At 71.5% G+C, this 17,724-nt stretch carries 15 protein-coding genes; 4 read left to right on the top strand and 11 right to left on the bottom strand.

The annotated features are described in order from the left end of the window. On the bottom strand, positions 1–693 hold the full coding sequence (locus tag CLT74_RS12235) for a succinate dehydrogenase cytochrome b subunit (protein WP_486582269.1): 693 nt from the start codon (positions 691–693) through the stop codon (positions 1–3). Between the two features lie 77 nt (positions 694–770). Here CLT74_RS12235 and CLT74_RS12230 point away from each other — a divergent pair, with 77 nt between their 5' ends. Beyond that, positions 771–1,703, top strand: a complete 933-nt coding sequence (locus CLT74_RS12230) for a LysR family transcriptional regulator (RefSeq protein ID WP_099846636.1) — start codon at positions 771–773, stop codon at positions 1,701–1,703. A 188-nt stretch (positions 1,704–1,891) separates the two neighbouring features. Here CLT74_RS12230 and hrpA read toward each other — a convergent pair whose 3' ends face one another. Beyond that, positions 1,892–5,953, bottom strand: coding sequence for an ATP-dependent RNA helicase HrpA (gene hrpA, locus CLT74_RS12220; protein WP_099846634.1), 4,062 nt, complete (start codon positions 5,951–5,953; stop codon positions 1,892–1,894). Positions 5,954–6,189: 236 nt separating this feature from the next. Here hrpA and CLT74_RS12215 point away from each other — a divergent pair, with 236 nt between their 5' ends. Beyond that, the gene (locus tag CLT74_RS12215) at positions 6,190–6,570 is read left to right on the top strand and encodes a hypothetical protein (RefSeq protein WP_099846633.1); all 381 of its coding nucleotides are present in this window, start codon (positions 6,190–6,192) and stop codon (positions 6,568–6,570) included. A 91-nt stretch (positions 6,571–6,661) separates the two neighbouring features. On the opposite strand, the gene CLT74_RS12210 is transcribed toward CLT74_RS12215, so the two are convergent. The 4 genes from CLT74_RS12210 to trmB all read right to left on the bottom strand — a co-directional run bounded on the left by CLT74_RS12210 (position 6,662) and on the right by trmB (position 11,917). Continuing rightward, the gene (locus tag CLT74_RS12210) at positions 6,662–7,555 is read right to left on the bottom strand and encodes a hypothetical protein (RefSeq protein WP_099846632.1); all 894 of its coding nucleotides are present in this window, start codon (positions 7,553–7,555) and stop codon (positions 6,662–6,664) included. Positions 7,556–7,817: 262 nt separating this feature from the next. Continuing rightward, the gene (locus tag CLT74_RS12205) at positions 7,818–8,462 is read right to left on the bottom strand and encodes a hypothetical protein (RefSeq protein WP_099851857.1); all 645 of its coding nucleotides are present in this window, start codon (positions 8,460–8,462) and stop codon (positions 7,818–7,820) included. 119 nt (positions 8,463–8,581) lie between these two features. Beyond that, positions 8,582–11,086 (bottom strand): DEAD/DEAH box helicase, encoded by a 2,505-nt coding sequence (locus tag CLT74_RS12200; protein WP_099846631.1) that lies wholly within the window; start codon positions 11,084–11,086, stop codon positions 8,582–8,584. A 126-nt stretch (positions 11,087–11,212) separates the two neighbouring features. Beyond that, entirely contained in the window at positions 11,213–11,917 is a 705-nt protein-coding gene (trmB, locus tag CLT74_RS12195; RefSeq protein WP_099846630.1) for a tRNA (guanosine(46)-N7)-methyltransferase TrmB, read from the bottom strand. A gap of 181 nt (positions 11,918–12,098) precedes the next feature. Here trmB and CLT74_RS12190 point away from each other — a divergent pair, with 181 nt between their 5' ends. Continuing rightward, on the top strand, positions 12,099–12,728 hold the full coding sequence (locus tag CLT74_RS12190; RefSeq protein WP_486582723.1) for a hypothetical protein: 630 nt from the start codon (positions 12,099–12,101) through the stop codon (positions 12,726–12,728). Between the two features lie 321 nt (positions 12,729–13,049). Further along, positions 13,050–13,766, top strand: a complete 717-nt coding sequence (locus CLT74_RS12185; protein ID WP_486582722.1) for a class F sortase — start codon at positions 13,050–13,052, stop codon at positions 13,764–13,766. A gap of 49 nt (positions 13,767–13,815) precedes the next feature. Here CLT74_RS12185 and CLT74_RS12180 read toward each other — a convergent pair whose 3' ends face one another. The 5 genes from CLT74_RS12180 to CLT74_RS12165 all read right to left on the bottom strand — a co-directional run bounded on the left by CLT74_RS12180 (position 13,816) and on the right by CLT74_RS12165 (position 17,594). Further along, positions 13,816–14,127, bottom strand: a complete 312-nt coding sequence (locus CLT74_RS12180) for an antibiotic biosynthesis monooxygenase family protein (protein WP_099846627.1) — start codon at positions 14,125–14,127, stop codon at positions 13,816–13,818. Positions 14,128–14,240: 113 nt separating this feature from the next. Continuing rightward, positions 14,241–15,419: a PASTA domain-containing protein gene (locus tag CLT74_RS12175; protein ID WP_158240243.1), complete on the bottom strand. Its 1,179-nt coding sequence runs from the start codon at positions 15,417–15,419 to the stop codon at positions 14,241–14,243. Between the two features lie 150 nt (positions 15,420–15,569). Next, on the bottom strand, positions 15,570–16,367 hold the full coding sequence (locus tag CLT74_RS12170) for an exodeoxyribonuclease III (protein ID WP_099851855.1): 798 nt from the start codon (positions 16,365–16,367) through the stop codon (positions 15,570–15,572). 171 nt (positions 16,368–16,538) lie between these two features. Then, complete coding sequence (locus CLT74_RS31320) at positions 16,539–16,661, bottom strand: hypothetical protein (RefSeq protein WP_486582268.1); 123 nt, start codon at positions 16,659–16,661, stop codon at positions 16,539–16,541. A 9-nt stretch (positions 16,662–16,670) separates the two neighbouring features. Then, positions 16,671–17,594 (bottom strand): PAC2 family protein, encoded by a 924-nt coding sequence (locus CLT74_RS12165; protein ID WP_099846625.1) that lies wholly within the window; start codon positions 17,592–17,594, stop codon positions 16,671–16,673. Positions 17,595–17,724 lie beyond the last annotated feature (130 nt).

The raw sequence follows: 17,724 nt of genomic DNA, 5'->3' as shown, positions 1-17,724 counted from the left end.
TCAGGACACCAATCCGGTGAGTACGGCGAACGGGACCACGAGATAGCCGGCGCAGAGCACGACGGCGAAGACCAACGCCACCGCCCGGGCCCGCTGCTCGCCACGCGGGGTCTGCTGGCCGAGGCTGCGCAGCGCGCTGAACACGCCGTGCCGCAGGTGGAAGCCGAGCGCGACGATCGCCAGGGTGTAGAAGAGCGTGACGTACCAGCGCTCCGGGGCGAAGTCGGCGACCACGTTCGCGTACGGCCGGGACGGGTCGCCCACCGGGTTCAGCGTGCCGGTGGTCAGGTCGAGGATGTGGTAGACCACGAAGAGCAGGATGATCACACCGCCCCAGCGCATGGTCCGGGCCGCGTAGCTGCCCCGGACCTTCTTGCGGTGGGCGTAGCGCACCGGACGGGCGGCCCGGGCGCGCATCGCCAGGACCGTTGCGGCCCAGATGTGCAGCAGCACCGCCGCCAGCAGGCCGACCCGCTGGATCCACAGGAATCCGGCGCTGGGCAGCAGCGGGACGCCGAGGTCGCGCAGCCAGTGCGCGTAGTGGTCGAACGACGACGCGCCCGAGAAGATCTTCAGGTTGCCCAGCATGTGGGCGATGAGGAACAGCACCAGCAGGATGCCCGTCACCGCCATGACGGCCTTGAGGCCGACATTGGATCGGATGGGCGACCGGGTTCTCGTCGTGACTACCACTCGACCGACGCTAGGAGCACTTTGATCAGTCGTCCAATGCATCGACACCGCAGTCTTGATAGCCATAAGCTATGTAGATGCAGCTCCATCAGCTGAGGTACTTCGTCGCGGTGGCCGAAGTACGACATTTCACCCAGGCGGCCGACATCGTGGGCATCACCCAACCTTCGTTGAGTAAGCAAATTCACGCCCTGGAGGACACCCTCGGCGCACCTCTCTTCGAGCGGGTAAGAGGCAACATCACGCTCACCGCGGCGGGGGAGGTGCTGCTGCCGTTGGCCACGCGGATCCTGGCCGACGTCGAGACCGCCACCCGGGAGGTGCAGGAACTGGTCGGCCTGCGACGCGGCCGGGTACGCCTCGGCGCCACCCCCAGCCTCGCCACCTCGCTCGCCCCGCCGGTGCTCCGCCGCTTCCGCGACGCCCACCCCACGGTCGACCTCCGGGTCGAGGAGGGCGGCTCGCAGGACCTCGTCCGGGACCTGCTCCGCGGCGACCTCGACCTGGCGTTGATCATCATGCCCGCGCAGGGTGCCGACCCGGGGCTGCGCGTCGACCCGATCCTCACCGAGAGCCTGGTGGTCGCCTCGGTGGAGCCGGTGCCGGCCGCCAACCCCGGTGCCGACCTGCGCATCACCGACCTGCGCGACCAGCCCCTGGTGATGTTCCGCGAGGGCTACGACCTGCGCGACGCCACCCTCCAGGCCTGCCGGGACGCCGGCTTCGAGCCGACCCTGTCGGTCGACGGCGGTGAGATGGACGCCGTGCTCAGCTTCGTCGAGGCCGGGCTGGGCATCGCCCTGGTCCCCGGCATCGTGGTGGCCCGCCGCCCCGGCATCCGAGTCACCCGGCTCGCCCCACCCGGCGTACGTCGCACCATCGCCGTGGCCCGCCGCCGCGACGTCGTACCCACCCACGCCGGCCGCGAACTACGCCGCATCCTCCTCGACTACGTGCACACCGCCACCACCACCGCCCAACTCCCACCCGGCGTCGAACCCCTCCCCTGACCCCCTGCTCGCCCCGTCCCCACCCCCACCCGCCCTCGCGATCTTGCACTTTCCGTCGCGACAGAGCGTGACAAAGGGTGCGAACCAGCGACCAAAACTGCAAGATCGCGAGGGCGAGGGCGAGGGCGAGGGCGAGGGCGAGGGCGAGGGCGGGGGCGGGGGCGAGGGCGAGGGGGTGGGGGTGGGGGTTAGGGGGTTTCGGCGTTGTCCATGGCGCGGTAGATGCGTTGCTCGGAGACGGGGTAGGGGGTGCCGAGGGCCTGGGCGAAGATGCTGACCCGTAGCTCCTCGATCATCCAGCGGATCTGGCGCACCGCCTCCGACGAGCGTTTCGCCGGGGGGAGCGCGGCCAGCAGTTCGTCGTACTCCCGCTGCACCACCGCGACGCGGTCCTGCTGCTGCTTGTCCCGCGCCGGGTTGCTCGGCAGCCGGTCCAGCCGACGCTCGATCGCGGTCAGGTAGCGCAGCAGGTCGGGCAGCCGGGCGTACCCGGCCTCGGTGATGAAGCCGGCGTGCACCAACCCGGTGAGCTGGTTGCGGATGTCGGCCAGGGCGGCCACCACGGCCAGGTTCCTGGTCGCGCCGAGGCGCTGCTGCACCGCGTACGCGGTGGCGAGCACCGCCCGGACCCGGTCCATCACCGCCACCACGGTGTCCACCAGCTCGGCCCGGACCTTCTCGCGCAGCGCGGTGAAGCCCGCTTCGTCCCAGGCCGGCCCGCCCGCCTCGATGACCAGCTTGTCGATCGCCGCGCCGGCCGCGTCCTCGATCAACGCCTGCACCCCGCCGTGCGGGTTGCGGGACAACGCCAGCTTCGCCTCGTTCGTCAGCCGCCCCTGAAGGAACTTCGCCGGTGACGGCACGGTCAGCCGCAGCAGCCGCCGGGTACCCGCCCAGTGGGCGGCCTCCTGCTCGGCCGGTGAGTCGAACACCTTCACGCCGACCGTGGCGCCCTCGTCCACAAGCGCCGGGTAGGCGGTCACCGCGTACCCGGCCCGTACCTGCTCGATGGTGCGCGGCAGGGTGCCGATCTCCCAGCCGGTCAGCCCGGTGCGGGCCACCTCCGGCGCGGCGGCGGCCACCACCTGGCGTACCTTCGCCTTGAGCTGACGTTGCAGGGCCGGCAGGTCCTTGCCCTCGGCGACCGGTTTGTCGTCGTCGCCGAGCACCCGGAAGGTGACCCGCAGGTGCGGCGGCAGCCTGCTCAGATCCCAGGCGTCCCTCGGCACGCTCACCCCGGTCATCCGCCGTAGCTGCCGGGTCAACGCGTCCAGCAGCGGCTCCTCACCCGGCGTGATCGCGGCCAGCGCGGCGCGGGCGTAGTCGGGAACCGGTACGAAGTTGCGCCGGACCGGCTTCGGCAGCGACCGGATCAGCGCCACCACCAGTTCCTCGCGCAGCCCCGGCACCTGCCAGTCGAAGCTCTCGGCGGGCATCTGGTTGAGCAACGGCAGCGGGATGTCCACGGTCACCCCGTCGGTCGGGGTACCCGGGTCGAACGTGTACGTCAGCGGCAGCGCCACTCCCTCGGCCCGCCACTCGTCGGGGTAGTCGGCCTCGTCCAGCCCGCCCCGGCCCGCGTTGACAAGCAGCTCCCGGGTGAAGGTGAGCAGCTCGGGCCGCTCCCGCCGGGTCGTCTTCCACCAGCTGTCGAAGTGCCGCCCGGATACCACCTCGGCCGGGATCCGCTCGTCGTAGAACTGGAAGATGGTCTCGTCGTCGACCAGGATGTCGCGCCGCCGGGCGCGGTTCTCCAACTCCTCCACCTCGGTCAGCAGCCGCTGGTTGTCCCGCCAGAACTGGTGGTGGGTGGACCAGTCGCCCTCGACGAGTGCGTGCCGGATGAACAGCTCCCGGCTCAACGTCGGGTCGATCCGACCGAAGTTGACCTTCCGGGAGGTGACGAGCGGGACGCCGAAGAGGGTGACCTTCTCGTACGCCATCACCGCCGCCTGCTTCTTCTCCCAGTGCGGCTCGCTGTAGCTGCGCTTGACCAGGTGCTGGGCGAGCGGCTCGACCCACTCCGGTTCGATCCGCCCGTTCACCCGCCCCCACAGCCGGGAGGTCTCCACCAGCTCGGCGGCCATCACCCAGCGAGGCGGTTTGCGGAACAGCGCCGAGCCCGGGAACAGGGCGAACTTCGCCCCGCGCGCACCCAGGTACTCGTGCTTCTGCGCGTCCTTGAGGCCGATGTGCGACAGCAGGCCGGGCAGCAGCGACTGATGCACCGTCGGTGTGTCGATCTCCTCCGGCAGGTCCGCGCCGGCCTGACGCCGTCCGCCGCCGCCGTCGGGCGCAGCGTCCGCGCCGCCCCGCCGGCCGCGTCCCCGGCCATCCCCCTCGGGCGTACGCAGGACCTGCCGCAACTGGCTGACGATGTCCTGCCACTCGCGGACCCGCAGGTAGTTGAGGTACTCGGCCCGACACATCCGCCGAAACGCGCTGGACGAGAGCGCCCGCTGCTGCTCCCGCAGGTACCGCCACAGATTGAGGTACGCGACGAAGTCGGACTCGGCGTCGGCGAACCGGGCGTGCGCCTGGTCGGCCTGGGCCTGCTTGTCCGCCGGCCGTTCGCGCGGATCCTGGATCGACAGGGCCGCGGCGATCACCATCACCTCGGTGGCACAGCCGTTGCGTTCGCCTTCCAGCACCATCCGGGCCAGCCGGGGGTCGACCGGCAGCTGGGCCAGCCGCCGGCCGAGGGTGGTGAGCCGTTTCGTCGGCTCGGTCTCGGCCGGGTCGATGGCACCCAGCTCGTGCAGCAGGTTCACGCCGTCGGTGACGTTGCGGCGGTCCGGCGGGTCGATGAACGGGAACGCGGCGATGTCGCCCAGGCCGATGGCGGTCATCTGGAGGATGACCGAGGCCAGGTTGGTCCGCAGGATCTCCGGGTCGGTGAACTCGGGGCGGGAGTCGAAGTCCTGCTCGTCGTAGAGTCGGATGCAGATGCCGTCCGAGGTACGCCCGCAGCGACCCTTGCGCTGGTTGGCGCTGGCCTGGGAGACCGGCTCGATCGGCAGCCGCTGCACCTTCAGCCGCTGCGAGTAGCGGGAGATCCGGGCGGTGCCGGGATCCACCACGTACTTGATGCCGGGCACGGTCAGCGAGGTCTCCGCGACGTTCGTGGCCAGCACCACCCGGCGGCCAGCGTGCGGGGCGAAGACCCGGTGCTGCTCGGCGACGCTGAGCCGGGCGTACAGCGGCAGAATCTCGGTGCCGAGCAGCGACCGCTTGTTCTGCACCAGCTTGCCCAGCGCCTCGGCGGTGTCCCGGATCTCCCGCTCGCCGCTGAGGAAGACCAGGATGTCGCCCGGCCCCTCGGCGGCCAACTCCTCGACGGCGTCCCCGATCGCCTGGATCTGATCGCGGACGTTCTCCTCGTCGGCGTCCTCCTCGTCGCCGTCGGCGACCTCGACGAGCGGCCGGTAGCGCACCTCCACCGGATAGGTCCGGCCGGAGACCTCCACCACCGGCGCCGGCTCGCCGTCGGGCTGCTCGGCGGTCGGTGGCCCGGCGAAGTGCCGGGCGAACCTGTCGGTCTCGATGGTCGCCGAGGTGATGACCACCTTGAGGTCGGGACGGCGGGGCAGGAGCTGCCTGAGGTACCCGAGAATGAAGTCGATGTTGAGGCTGCGCTCGTGCGCCTCGTCGATGATCAACGTGTCGTACTGGCGCAGCATCCGGTCGGTCTGTAACTCGGCCAGCAGGATGCCGTCGGTCATCAGCTTGACCAGGCTGTTCTCGCCCACCTGATCGGTGAAGCGCACCTTGTAGCCGACCACGTCACCGAGTTCGGTCCCCAACTCCTCGGCGATCCGGTCGGCCACCGTACGCGCGGCCAGCCGCCGGGGCTGGGTGTGGCCGATCAGCCCGTGCACCCCGCGCCCCAGCTCCAGGCAGATCTTCGGTAACTGGGTGGTCTTTCCCGAGCCGGTCTCACCCGCCACGATCACCACCTGGTGGTCGCGGATCGCCGCGGCGATGTCATCCTTGCGCTCGCTGACCGGCAGACTGGCCGGGTAGACGATCTTCGGGACCGCCGCTTTCCGCCGCTCCAGCCGGACCTCCGCCGCGGCCGTCTCGGCGACAATCTCCGCCAGCACCGATTCGCGTCGCCTCGGGTCGCGTAGCTTCCGCAGCCCGTCGAGCCGACGGCGCAGGTGACGCTGGTCGCGGAACATCAGCGGGGACAGGCGACGCTGCAACTCCCGAACGGGATCGGTCGCGGCGGGTGAGGCTGGATTCTGCATGTCGTGGCCAAGGATAGGCAGCCGCTGCCCGGTCCGCCTCCTGGTTACCCGGGCCCCGCTCCGGGCCTGCTCCGGTCGGGCTGGGCTGGCCGGGTTGGGGCTGGTCGTGATGTGGCCTCCGGGCCTGGTCGGGCGCGCGGTGGTGGGTGGCCCGAGGCTGGCCGCGCTGTGGTGGCACCAGCGGGGCGGAGGTCTATCGTTGGGCGCCGAGCTGGGAGCGGAACGCGGGGACGCCGATGATGATGCGGGACACTGACCGGGCACTGGTGCAGGCTGCCAGCGCGGTGGCGAAACTGCGTTGCCGCAGCGCAGCCCACACTCTCGCGACGGCGGCCCGGACCGCTGACGGCCGGGTGACCTCCGCCGTCAATGTGGTGCACGCGGTCGGCGGAGCGTGCCCTGAGACGATCGCGGTCGGCACCGCCGCCACGCAGGGCGTGGGTGAGCTGGAGACGGTCGTCACGGTCGGCGACCGGGGCCGGTCGATCGTCACCCCCTGCGCCGCCTGCAGCCACCTACTGCTCGACCATTTCCCCGCGTTACGCGTCATCGTCGGTCCGCCCGAGAACCCAAAGGTGCTGCCCCTCGCCGACCTGCCACAGCCAGGCGAATCATGATCCGAGCAACTTCCCGGATGTTGCTGCCTCCGCCGATACCTGAGGCAGCAACACGCCCGAAGTTGCTCGGATCTTGAGGGCGGAGGGAGGGTCAGCGTGCGCGGTGGGCCAGGGCGTGGCGGAGCTCGGTGAGGAAGCCGTCGATGTCGTCGCGCATGCGCTTCGCGGTGACGTGCAGGACGATCCAGTCCTCGCCGAGGATCCGGTTGAGACGTCGCCGGTCACGGTGGAACTGTTCAGGGTCGTCATGCCAGAGCCCGTCGTACTCGACGGCCACCCGCAACTCCGGCCAGGCCAGGTCGACCCGGGCGACGAACCTGCCCCGGCGTGTTACCACGAACTGGGTCACCGGCCTGGGCAGCCCGGCCAACATGATGCGTACCCGTAGCCGGGACTCGGGGATGGACTCCGCCCCGGCGTCGGCGAGCTCGACCACCCGTAGCAACCGCCGCCAGCCGCGAAGGCCGACCCGGCGGCGGGCGAATGCCGCGACCTCGTCGAGGAGCACCACGCCTCGGGCGGCGAGCTGGTCCACGGTCGCCACCGCCTCCTCGATCGGGCACCACTGCGCAAGATCCCAGCAGGTGCGCTGAGGGCTGGTCACCGGGACGTTGTCGTGCAGCATGATCTCGTCGCGGCCCAGCTCGGCTGTGTGCACCACGAGACCTGAGACCGGGCCGAACCGTTGACCTGTCGGGACGAGCACATCGACAGGATCGTCGGTGTCGACGCCTCGGGCGCCGAACAGTGCCGCGGCGCTACGGCCTGCCACCGCGGCACCTCCGGGAAGCAGCAGTCGTGCCGCCGCCCGGCAACGCGTGCGGTGCGACATCGCCAGGTGGGAGTCGGCGTAGACATCCCGAAAGAGTTGCCGCCAGGCTTTGCTGCGCAGCTCGGTGCGGGTGAGCAAGCCGCGGGCGACGATCTCGGATCCTCGGAAGATGCGCCCCCGCAACTGTGGGGGCCGCCTCGGTGGCACGGGCATGGCCCCACCTTGGACGAGAGGGGACGGACGTCGCTGCCCCTGTGGATAACTTCGGAACGCGGCGGGCGGGCCGGGGCGACGTGACCGCGCGGCGCGGTGGGCGGACCGGTGGTGGAGGGCCGCACCTGGGCCCGAGCCGGGGTGGCTGGGCCCAGGTGCTGGCCGGGTGTCAGGGCCCGGAGCGGCCGGGTCGGAAGGTCGAGAGGTCTGGATGGGACAGTCCCGCCTCGCCCACCGGACATCCGGCCACGGCCGGTGGTCGCTAAGCGGCGGCGGACCAGATGGCGCGGAAGGCGGCGGCCTCGCCGGCGAGCCAACGTTCGATTTCGTCGGCCTTGGCGCCGTCGGGCATCCGGTGGGTGATGCCCCGGCGTACGTCGACAAGGACCGGCTCGGCGTGCGGCAGGACGGCGTCCATGTGGCGGGCGGTCAGGTGCAGGGCGGCCAGCAGCGCTTCCTCGCTGGGCGGGGCCTCGTCGAAGTGCAGGCGGACCGCCTCGGCGCGGCCGTCGGCGTACCGGATGCCGAAGTGGGGGTTGATCTTGATGGGTAGGTCGCCGAGCATGGCCAGTGCGTCGCGGGTCTGGGCGAGGTCGACGCTGGCGGGCTCGCCGAGCGAGTGCAGCCACGCCGTCGCGCCGGGCACGAGCGCCTGGTAGAGCGGGCGCCAGCGGGGCTTGACCACGTCGACCACCTGCGCCAGGTGGGTGCCGCCGGTGTGGAAGGCGATGTCGGCCTTGAGCGCCTTGACGAACTGGCCGTGCGGGTTGAACCCGGAACGGCTGGCCCGCTGTCGACGCAGGCCGCCGACGAAGCTGGCCTTGGTCGGGCCGGTGCGGTCGACGTACCGGGTGAAACCGAGGAGGGTTGCGTACGGCGTGAGGGGGGCGGAGATGGGCGCGGTCACGAGCATCCTCCCAGGTCAGGAACTCGATTAGTACATACATTCTAATCGACGACCCTGACATCGCCCAGGGTACGAAAGGGGCCGCCCGGGCATCCCGGACGGCCCCCGTAGGAAAATTTTCAGAGCTGCCCGACGTCGGTGATCCGCACGACGGCGGCGCCCGCCTCGTCGGAGGCGGCCAGGTCCACCTCGGCGCTTATGCCCCAGTCGTGGTCACCCTCCGGGTCGTCCAGAATCTGCCGCACCGTCCAACGTTCCCGACCCTGCTCGATCATCAGCAGCGCCGGGCCGCGGGCGTCCGGTCCGGTCCCGATCCCGTCGTACGACTCGAAGTAGGGCTCCAGCGCGTCGGCCCAGGCGTCGGCGTGCCAGCCCGATTCCGCGTCCAATTCGCCAAGCGCGTCCCACTGCCGTAGCGCGGCCAGCTCGACCCGCCGGAACAGGGCGTTGCGCACCAGCACCCGGAACGCCCGCAGGTTGCGGGTCACCGCCGCCGGCCGGTCGTCCAGCGCGGCGGCGACCTCGGGCAGGTCGGTCGGGTTGCGCAGCCGTTCCCACTCGTCGATGAGGCTGGAGTCGACCTGGCGGACCAGCTCGCCGAGCCATTCGATCAGGTCGACGAGTTCCTCGGTCTTGGCCTCCTCCGGCACCGTCTGCCGCAGCGTCTTGTACGCGTCGGCGAGGTAGCGCAGCACCAGACCCTCCGAGCGGGTCAGCCCGTAGAACTGCACGAACTCGGTGAAGGTCATCGCCCGCTCGTACATGTCCCGCACCACGGACTTGGGGGAGAGCTGGTGGTCGGCCACCCAGGGGTGTCCCCGCCGGTACATCTCGTAGGCGTTCTCCAGCAGTTCGGCGAGCGGCTTGGGCCAGGTCACCTCGTCGAGCAGTTCGAGGCGGGCCTCGTACTCGATGCCCTCGGCCTTCATCGCGGCGACCGCCTCGCCACGGGCCTTGAACTGCTGCGCGGAGAGCACCTGGCGTGGGTCGTCGAGGATCGACTCGATCACCGACAGCACATCCAGGGCGTACGACGGAGATTCGCTGTCCAGCAGTTCGATGGTGGCCAGCGCGAGCGGTGACAGCGGCTGGTTGAGCGCGAAGTCGAGTTGCAGGTCGACGGTGAGCCGGACCCGCCGCCCGGTCTCGTCCGGCTCGGGCAGTTCCTCGACCACCCCGCCGGCCCGCAACGCCCGGTAGATGGCGATGGCCCGGCGGATGTGCCGACGCTGGGCCGCCGCGTCCTCGTGGTTGTCGGTCAGCAGGTGCCGCATGGCCGCGAACGCGTCGCCGGGGCGGCCGATGACGTTGAGCAGCATCGAGTGGCTGACCTGGAAGCTGGAGGTCAGCGGTTCCGGTTCGGCCTCCACCAGGCGGTCGAATGTGGGTTTGCCCCAGCCGATCGAACCCTCCGGCGGCTTCTTGCGCACCACCTTGCGCCGCTTCTTCGGGTCGTCACCGGCCTTGGCGAGGGCCTTCTCGTTGTCGATGACGTGTTCGGGGGCCTGCACCACGACCCGGCCGAGGGTGTCGAACCCGGCCCGTCCGGCCCGTCCGGCGATCTGGTGGAACTCGCGGGCCTTGAGCAGCCGGGTGCGTACCCCGTCGTACTTGGACAGGCCGGTGAACAGCACGGTGCGGATCGGCACGTTGATGCCGACGCCGAGGGTGTCGGTACCGCAGATGACCTTGAGCAGTCCGGCCTGGGCGAGGGTCTCCACCAGCCGGCGGTACTTGGGCAGCATCCCGGCGTGGTGCACGCCGATGCCGTGCCGGACCAGTCGGGACAGGGTCTTGCCGAAGCCGGAGGTGAACCGGAACCCGCCGATCGCCGCCGCGATCATGTCCTTCTCGGCCCGGGTGCAGACGTTGACGCTCATCAGCGCCTGGGCGCGTTCCAGGGCGGCGGCCTGGGTGAAGTGCACCACGTACACCGGGGCCTGCTTGGTCTCCAGCAGTTCTTCGAGGGTCTCGTGCAGCGGTGTCATCGCGTACGAGAAGAGCAGCGGGACCGGCCGCTCGGCCGTGCGCACGACGGCTGTCGCCCGGCCGGTACGCCGGCTCAGGTCGTCGACGAACCGGGTGGTGTCGCCGAGCGTCGCCGACATCAGCACGAACTGCGCCTGCGGCAGCTCGATCAACGGCACCTGCCAGGCCCAGCCCCGGTCCGGCTCGGCGTAGAAGTGGAACTCGTCCATGATCACCTGACCGACGTCGGCCCGGCTGCCCTCGCGCAGCGCCAGGTTGGCCAGGATCTCCGCGGTGCAGCAGATGATCGGGGCGTCGGCGTTGACGCTGGCGTCGCCGGTGAGCATGCCGACGTTCTCGGCGCCGAAGACCTCGCACAGCGCGAAGAACTTCTCCGACACCAGCGCCTTGATCGGCGCGGTGTAGAAGGTCGTCCGGCTGTCGGCCAGGGCGGCGAAGTGCGCGGCGATGGCGACCAGACTCTTACCCGAGCCGGTCGGCGTATTCATGATCACGTTGGCCCCGGAGACGATCTCGATGACCGCCTCCTCCTGGTGGGGGTAGAGGTCCAGGCCGCGCTCGGACGCCCAACTGGCGAACGCGTCGTAGAGGGTGTCGGGGTCGGCGGTCTTCGGCAGCGCGGCGGTGAGTGTCATGGCCGGTCCATGGTGCCTGGGTCACGCGCCGGGACGCCAACCGGGGAGGGCCGGGCAGCGGTCATGGACGCCAGCCGGGCAGGGCCGGGCGGTTGGCGCGCGCCGGTCGGCCGGCGACGTGCCACCTCAGCGGCGGCGGTAGACCAGGTCGGCGACCGGGCGGCCGGCCCGCAGCGCCCGCCGTTCGAACCGGGTCACCGGCCGGTACGCCGGCCGGGGAGCGTACCCGTCGTACGCGTTGACCAGGCCCGGGTCGGCGTCCAGGGTGGCCCGCATCGACTCGGCGTACTCCGCCCAGTCGGTGGCGCAGTGCAGCGTGCCGCCGACCGCCAACCGGGCACGCAACCGGGCGACGTGCGTCGGCTGGATCAGTCGCCGCTTGTGGTGACGGGACTTCGGCCACGGGTCCGGGAAGAAGATGTGTACCGCGTCCAGCGAGGCGGGCGGCAGCAGATCGAGCAGCTCCATCGCGTCGCCCTCGACGATCCGGACATTGCCCAGGTCACGAAGGTGGATCAGGTCCAGCAGGTTCGCGATTCCCGGGGTGTGCACCTCGACCGCCAGATAATCTCGATCCGGGTCGGCGGCGGCCATCTCGGCGGTCGCGTCGCCCATGCCGGAACCGATCTCGACCACCAGCGGGGCCCGGCGGCCGAAGAGGCCGACGGGGTCGAACGGGTCGGCGTCGGCGACGCGCAGGCCGTACCTCGGCCAGAGCTGCTCCAACGCCGCCACCTGCCGGCCACTCATCCGGCCGCGCCGTGGGTGGTAGGTGCGGATCGCCCGCGCCAGGTACGGCGCGGCGGCGGGAGTCGGGTCGGTGGAGGTCACCACCAACCGAGCCTACGCGAGCGCCGCGCCGGACCGGATGTGATGTACGCCCGGTGGTGAGAACATCATCGGTGGAAGCAGTACCGGGTGTCCGGCAGCGCCCGGCTACCGCACCGGCGCACCGGGAGGGGGCATCGTGTCAGCAGCGACCCAGACTCGTCAGGCCCTGTCCGCTGCTCCGCTGCGTACCCTCGTGGCCTTCGCGCCGCTGCTCGCTGTCGCCCTGGCCACCCCGCTGCTGACGGCGGCGCCGGCCCTGGCGGCACCCCCGCCGGTCAGCGCGGCACCCCCGCCGGCCGGGGCGGAGTCGGTGGCTTCCGCGCTGACCGCCGTCGCGCCGGTCGTCGCCGGGCAACCCGGCGGTGGGCAGCCAGGTCCGCCGCAGGGCGCGCCGCAGCCGGGCCCGACCGTGTTCGTCGAGGTCTCGCCGAGCATTGTCGAACCGGGCCACCTGGTCGGCCTCCGGGCCAGCTGCCACGACAACTCGGTGGGGGCGATCGTCGTCTCGGACGCGTTCGGCCGGGTCGCCGTGCAGCCCCAGCGCGGCCTGCTCACCGGGACAGCAATGGTGAAGGACCGGGTGCTCCCCGGCAACTACCGGGTCAAGCTGGAGTGCCGGGGCGGTGAGACCGCCTCCACCATGATCCAGGTCGTACGTCACATGAAGCCCAGCCGGGGCCCGGCGACCGGCTTCGGCGGTAGCGCCGGTGCCGTCACCTCCAACCTGCTGCTCCCTGGCGGGCTGGCGTTGACCGTCACCGGGATGGTCCTCTGGGTCACCGCGACGCGCCGTCGCGGTACCCGACGGTGAGCCGTCATGTCCGCCGCCCACGCACCCCGCCCCACCGGCTCGGCCGGTACGCCTGGACGCACCGGCGTCGGCCGGGCCACCCCGCGAACCGGTGCCGGCCTACCGGCCCGCCCCGCCGGTAGCCCGCCCCGCCCCAGCTATCGACCAGACCTGTTCGTACCCTCGGCCGGCCCGCCACCGGTCCCCGGCGACCGTTCGGAATCCGGCACCATGCCCCGAAACGGCGACCGCTCGGGCCCCGGTCACCTGTCGCGTGACGGTGACCGGTCGGTGGGCCCCGACTCGGTGCGGAGTCCGCGCGGCCGGGTTGCCGGGCCGGGCATCGGTTCGCGCCGTGCTCGCGCCTCGGCGCCGTTCGCCGATCGACGCCGTGCCCCCCGGAGCGCGGCCGGGCCTCGCGCGGCGCGCTCCGGGCGCAGCCCGTGGTCGCTGCCGCTCGCGGTGGTGCTCGTGCTGGCCGGCGTCTTCGCCACCGGCGCCGGGCTGGGGCACACCGTCGGAGGACCGCTGGACTGGGCAACCACAGGTGGTGAAGGGGGCTCCAGCGGAGCGTCGACGGTACCCGTCGGGCGCACCGCCGCGCGGCCGGTGAGCCTGTCCATCCCGTCGATAGAGGTCTCGGCACCGGTGAAACCGGTAGGCGACGCACCGGACGGCTCGATCGCCGTGCCGCCGCTGAGTCGGCACGAGGAAACCGGGTGGTACGACCGTGGGCCCGCGCCGGGTGACCCGGGTCCGGCGGTCATCGTCGGGCACGTCGACACCAAGAGCGGCCCGTCGGTCTTCTACGACCTGGGCAGGCTGAAGGTGGGAGACACCGTCGAGGTGGCCCGGGAGGACGACTCGGTGGCCGTGTTCACCGTCAACTCGGTGGAACACTTCCCGAAGGAACGGCTGCCCGCCGACCGGGTCTACGGCCACGAGGGCCCGCCCGGCCTGCGGCTGATCACCTGCGGCGGCGAGTGGCTCGGCGGGGGCACCGGCTACGCCGACAACGTCATCGCCTTCGCCACCCTCACCACCACCCGGCCCGCCTGACGTACCCGCCGCCCCTGCTCCGCGCCGGCAGCGGTGAACGGGCGGTCGGTCAGGGGACCTGTTGCACGACCTCGAACTCCAGGAGGGTGGCGCCGGAGGCGACCGGGGGCCGCCGCTCGGCACCGGGCGGGGCGGCGTGGGCGGCGCGGGCGGGGCCGGCGGCCCAGTCCTGGTACGCCTGTTCGGTCTCCCACCGGGTGTAGACGAAGTAGCGGTTCTCACCGGCCACCGGGCGCAGAAGTTCGAAGCCGAGGAAACCGGGGGAGTTCTCCACCGCGCGGGCCCGGGCGGCGAAGCGCTTCTCCAACTCCTCGCCGGCACCGGGTGGGACGTCGATCGCGTTGATCTTCACGACTGCCATGGCCTCACCCTAGTACGGCGACCACCGCCGAGAATCGTGGCCGCGGTACCGAGGTCACCGGTCCCGGCAGCGCCGTCACCCGCGAGGTGACGGCGCTGCTCGACGCGTCGGTGTCACGGGAGCGGGCCGGACTGCATGGTCATCGAGACCGTGCTGTTCGCGACCACCTTCGTCCCACCCACCGGCGACTGGCTCGCCACCCACGCCGTCGGACTTGTCGACCCGGTGAACACGGGCACCAGGCCGGCGGCCCGTACGGCCTGGTCGGCCTGCTGGCGCAGCAGCTCGCGGACGTGCGGGACGGTCTTGTCCAGCGGCAGCTCCACGGTGAGGGCGACACTGCACGAGGAGGTGGCGTTGAAAGTGGACAGGCCGACGAGGTGGCCGCCGGCGTAGAAGCCCTGCTCCGGAGGGAGGTTCAGCGGCGGCGGGACGAGGTTGTTGGGGATACGGCCGGGCAAATCGGGCCACAGTTCCGGCGGCAGGTACCTGGCGAAGAACATGACGAGCAGGTCGTCGGTGGCGATGCCGACGTGCGGGCAGGGCCCGCTGCTCGTCCGGCAGGGCACATTCTGGTTGTACGGGAAGTAGTCGTAGTGGTCGGCCCCACCGTAGATGGCCCGGTGCCGGGGTTTGGCGATGGCGTTCCAGGTGGGGGCGTCGAGGGTGGCATGGGGGTCGTCGACTCCCCAGGTCAGCAGGCGGGGCATGGTGCCCTGGTGGATGGGCTTGGTGCCGTAGCCGGGCTGCCAGTCGTTCCACACCCCGCTGAGCGAGGCGACGGCGGCGACCTGGCTGCGGGTGGCGAGGATGCCGGTGTGCAGCGCGCCGTAGGAATGGCCGGCGAGTCCGGTCTTCGCGGCGGGAAGCAGCACGGTCTTGTCGGGCCAGCCCTGCCGCATCCAGGTCACGGTACTGGCGAGCGCCTGCTGCGTGTCGGGGCTCTGCGCCGGGTGCACGTGGATGTCAGGCAGTTCGGGTACGGCGACGATGTAACCGGAACGGGCCAGCGCCGCCGGGGTGCGCATCCAGCGCTGGTAGTGGTTGTTGTCCTGCTCGCAGTAGCCGTGGGCGAACACGATCAACGGGTACTTGCCGCAGCCGCTGAGCAACTGCGCCGTGTTCGGGGTGGGGTCGATGCTCGGATGGAACACCCGCACCCGGGTGGGTGCGCCGTCGGTCGGCCCGTACTCGCGCCAGCCCCAGAAGACGGGGGCAAGGGCGCTGGGCTGCCAGCCGATGGCGCAACTGGACGGTGGGGTGAGGGCGGCGGGTCGGATCTCGTCGGTCACGGGGTGCTCCTCGCCGTGCGGACGTTCTGTCAGCGGCATCTCACGCACCGCTCCACCCCAGCGTATTGTCGCAGTTCAGGGCGTGTCGCCTGGGTTCCGCAGTTCTGCCGTCGATCCGACAGGCGACAGTGGCCGGGCGCGACGTGGATCTCAGAAGGACTCGACGGCGGGGATCAGGTCGGCGTCGACCACGACGGGGGCGTGGTCGGAGGGGCCCTTGCCCTTGCGGGCCTCCCGGTCCACGTACGCCGACCGGACGGCGCGGGCCAGCGGGGCCGAGGCGTACACCAGATCGATGCGCATGCCCTTGTTCTGGTGGAACATGCCGGCCCGGTAGTCCCAGTAGGTGAACGGGTGCGGGCCCTTCATCGGGGTGGGCACCACGTCGCTGAGGCCGAGATCGCGCAGCGCCGCCAGGGCGGCCCGTTCGGGCGGGGTGACGTGGGTGGAGTTGACGAACAACGCCGCATCCCACACGTCGTCGTCGGTGGGGGCCACGTTGAAGTCACCGCAGACGGCCAGCGGCGCGCGGTTCGTCAGTTCGGTGTCCAACGCGTCCCGCAGCGCCGCCAGCCAGGCCAGCTTGTACGCGTAGTGCGGATCGTCGGGCGTGCGGCCGTTCGGCACGTACACCGACCAGACCCGCAGCCCGCCGCAGGTGGCCGAGATCGCCCGGGCCTCCGGGTCGGGGAAGCCGGGCTCCCCGGGGAACCCGACGGTGACGTCGGCCAGACCGACCCGGGACAGGATGGCGACCCCGTTCCAGCGGCCGTCGCTGTGACTGGCCACCGTGTACCCCAGCTCACCGACCTCGGTCGCCGGGAAGGCGCCGTCGGGGCACTTGGTCTCCTGGAGGCAGACCACGTCCGGCGCGGTGCCGGCCAGCCAGTCGAGCAGCCGGGGCAGCCGGGCCTTCACCGAGTTCACGTTCCACGTCGCCAGGCGCATGATGCCAGCCTGCCCCATCGCGGCCGGCTCCGCGCGCATCGGCACTCGCGGTTCGGTGCCGCGGCAGCCGGCAGACCCGCCGGCAGACCCGCGTCGACACCACTGCGCCGCCCAATCGTGCGGCCCTGATGGCCTCGGTCACCGGGAACGCCGCCGGGCGGCCCCGGTGCGTCAGGTGCGGCCGACGGCCTCGGCGAGCACCCGACCGTTCGCGGGATCGACCTGGAGGCGTGGTGGCAGGAACGCCTGCACCGGACGCCAGTGACCGGACCAGGGCGATGCTCCAGCGGACACGGGCTCCGCTCAGCTCCCCGGGGTGTCGTTGTTCGGGCGGGTCTGTTCGGCGAGGAACCGCTCCAACTCGGCGCCGAGTTCCTCCGCCGTGGGCAGGGGGCCGTTCTCCGCGGCGAGCAGGTTCTTCTCACCCCGACCCCGGGCGTACGCGTCGTACTGCTCCTCAAGCGCTTGGACCAGGGTGGTGGCCTCGTCGCTCTGGGCGACCTGCCTGTCGATCTCCACCCGCACCACCTCGGCGGCCGAGCGCAGCCCGTCCCGGGGCAACAGCAGCCCGGTGCTGCGGGACACCGACGCCAGCAGCACCTCGGCGGCGGCCGGGTACTCGGCCTGCGCCACGTAGTGCGGCACGTGCGCGGCGAAGCCGAGCGCGTCCCGGCCGGCCTCGCCGAGGCGGAACTCCAGCAGGTGGCCCACGCTGCCGGGAACCTGGACCCGTTGCAGCCACGGTTCGTAGCCGGCGATCAGGTCACGCCGGGTGGCGTGCGCGGTCACGCCTGTCGGCCGGGTGTGCGGCACCGCCATCGGGATCGCGTTGAGCCCGACGGTGAGCCGTACGTCCAGCCGGGCGGCGAGCCCGGCGACGGCGGCGGTGAACCGTTCCCACTGAAGGTCGGGCTCCGGCCCGGTGAGCAGCAGGAACGGGGTCTCGTCGTCGTCGTGGAGCAGGTGCAGCTCCAGCTCCGGGTCGTCGTAGCTCTCCCAGTGGTCCTCGACGAAGGTCATCACCGGACGGCGGGAGCGGTAGTCGAAGAGCTGGTCCAGGTCGAACCGGGCGATCGGGCGGGACTCCAACGATGTGAGCAGCTGCTCACGGGCGAGCCGGCTCGCGTTACCGGCGTCGACGAAACCGGTGAGCGCCTGGATCAGGACCGGTTGACCGAGGTCGGGCAGATCGTCGGTGAGTTCGTAGAGCTCGTGTGGGTCGAGCACCGGTGCGGCCTCCCTGCAAGTGCGTAACGGGTCACCGGAATGACAGTGACCCGATCGCCAGAACGTACCTGCCATCCTCGTGCATTCCTGTTGCGCCGGTCCGCCCGGCCCGGCGTCGTCGGCTGATCGG

It is taken from the genome of Verrucosispora sp. CNZ293 (assembly GCF_002754655.1).
The sequence above is the reverse complement of the archived record's forward strand: the minus strand, read 5'-3'. Positions and strand labels throughout refer to the sequence as shown.

What these genes read in the sequence shown, in the direction of transcription:
- CLT74_RS12230 (WP_099846636.1), top strand. Translation starts at nt 771, where the DNA reads ATGCAGCTCCATCAGCTGAGGTACTTCGTCGCGGTGGCCGAAGTACGA.
- hrpA (WP_099846634.1), bottom strand. Translation starts at nt 5,953, where the DNA reads ATGCAGAATCCAGCCTCACCCGCCGCGACCGATCCCGTTCGGGAGTTG.
- CLT74_RS12215 (WP_099846633.1), top strand. Translation starts at nt 6,190, where the DNA reads ATGATGATGCGGGACACTGACCGGGCACTGGTGCAGGCTGCCAGCGCG.
- CLT74_RS12210 (WP_099846632.1), bottom strand. Translation starts at nt 7,555, where the DNA reads ATGCCCGTGCCACCGAGGCGGCCCCCACAGTTGCGGGGGCGCATCTTC.
- CLT74_RS12200 (WP_099846631.1), bottom strand. Translation starts at nt 11,086, where the DNA reads ATGACACTCACCGCCGCGCTGCCGAAGACCGCCGACCCCGACACCCTC.
- CLT74_RS12180 (WP_099846627.1), bottom strand. Translation starts at nt 14,127, where the DNA reads ATGGCAGTCGTGAAGATCAACGCGATCGACGTCCCACCCGGTGCCGGC.
- CLT74_RS12170 (WP_099851855.1), bottom strand. Translation starts at nt 16,367, where the DNA reads ATGCGCCTGGCGACGTGGAACGTGAACTCGGTGAAGGCCCGGCTGCCC.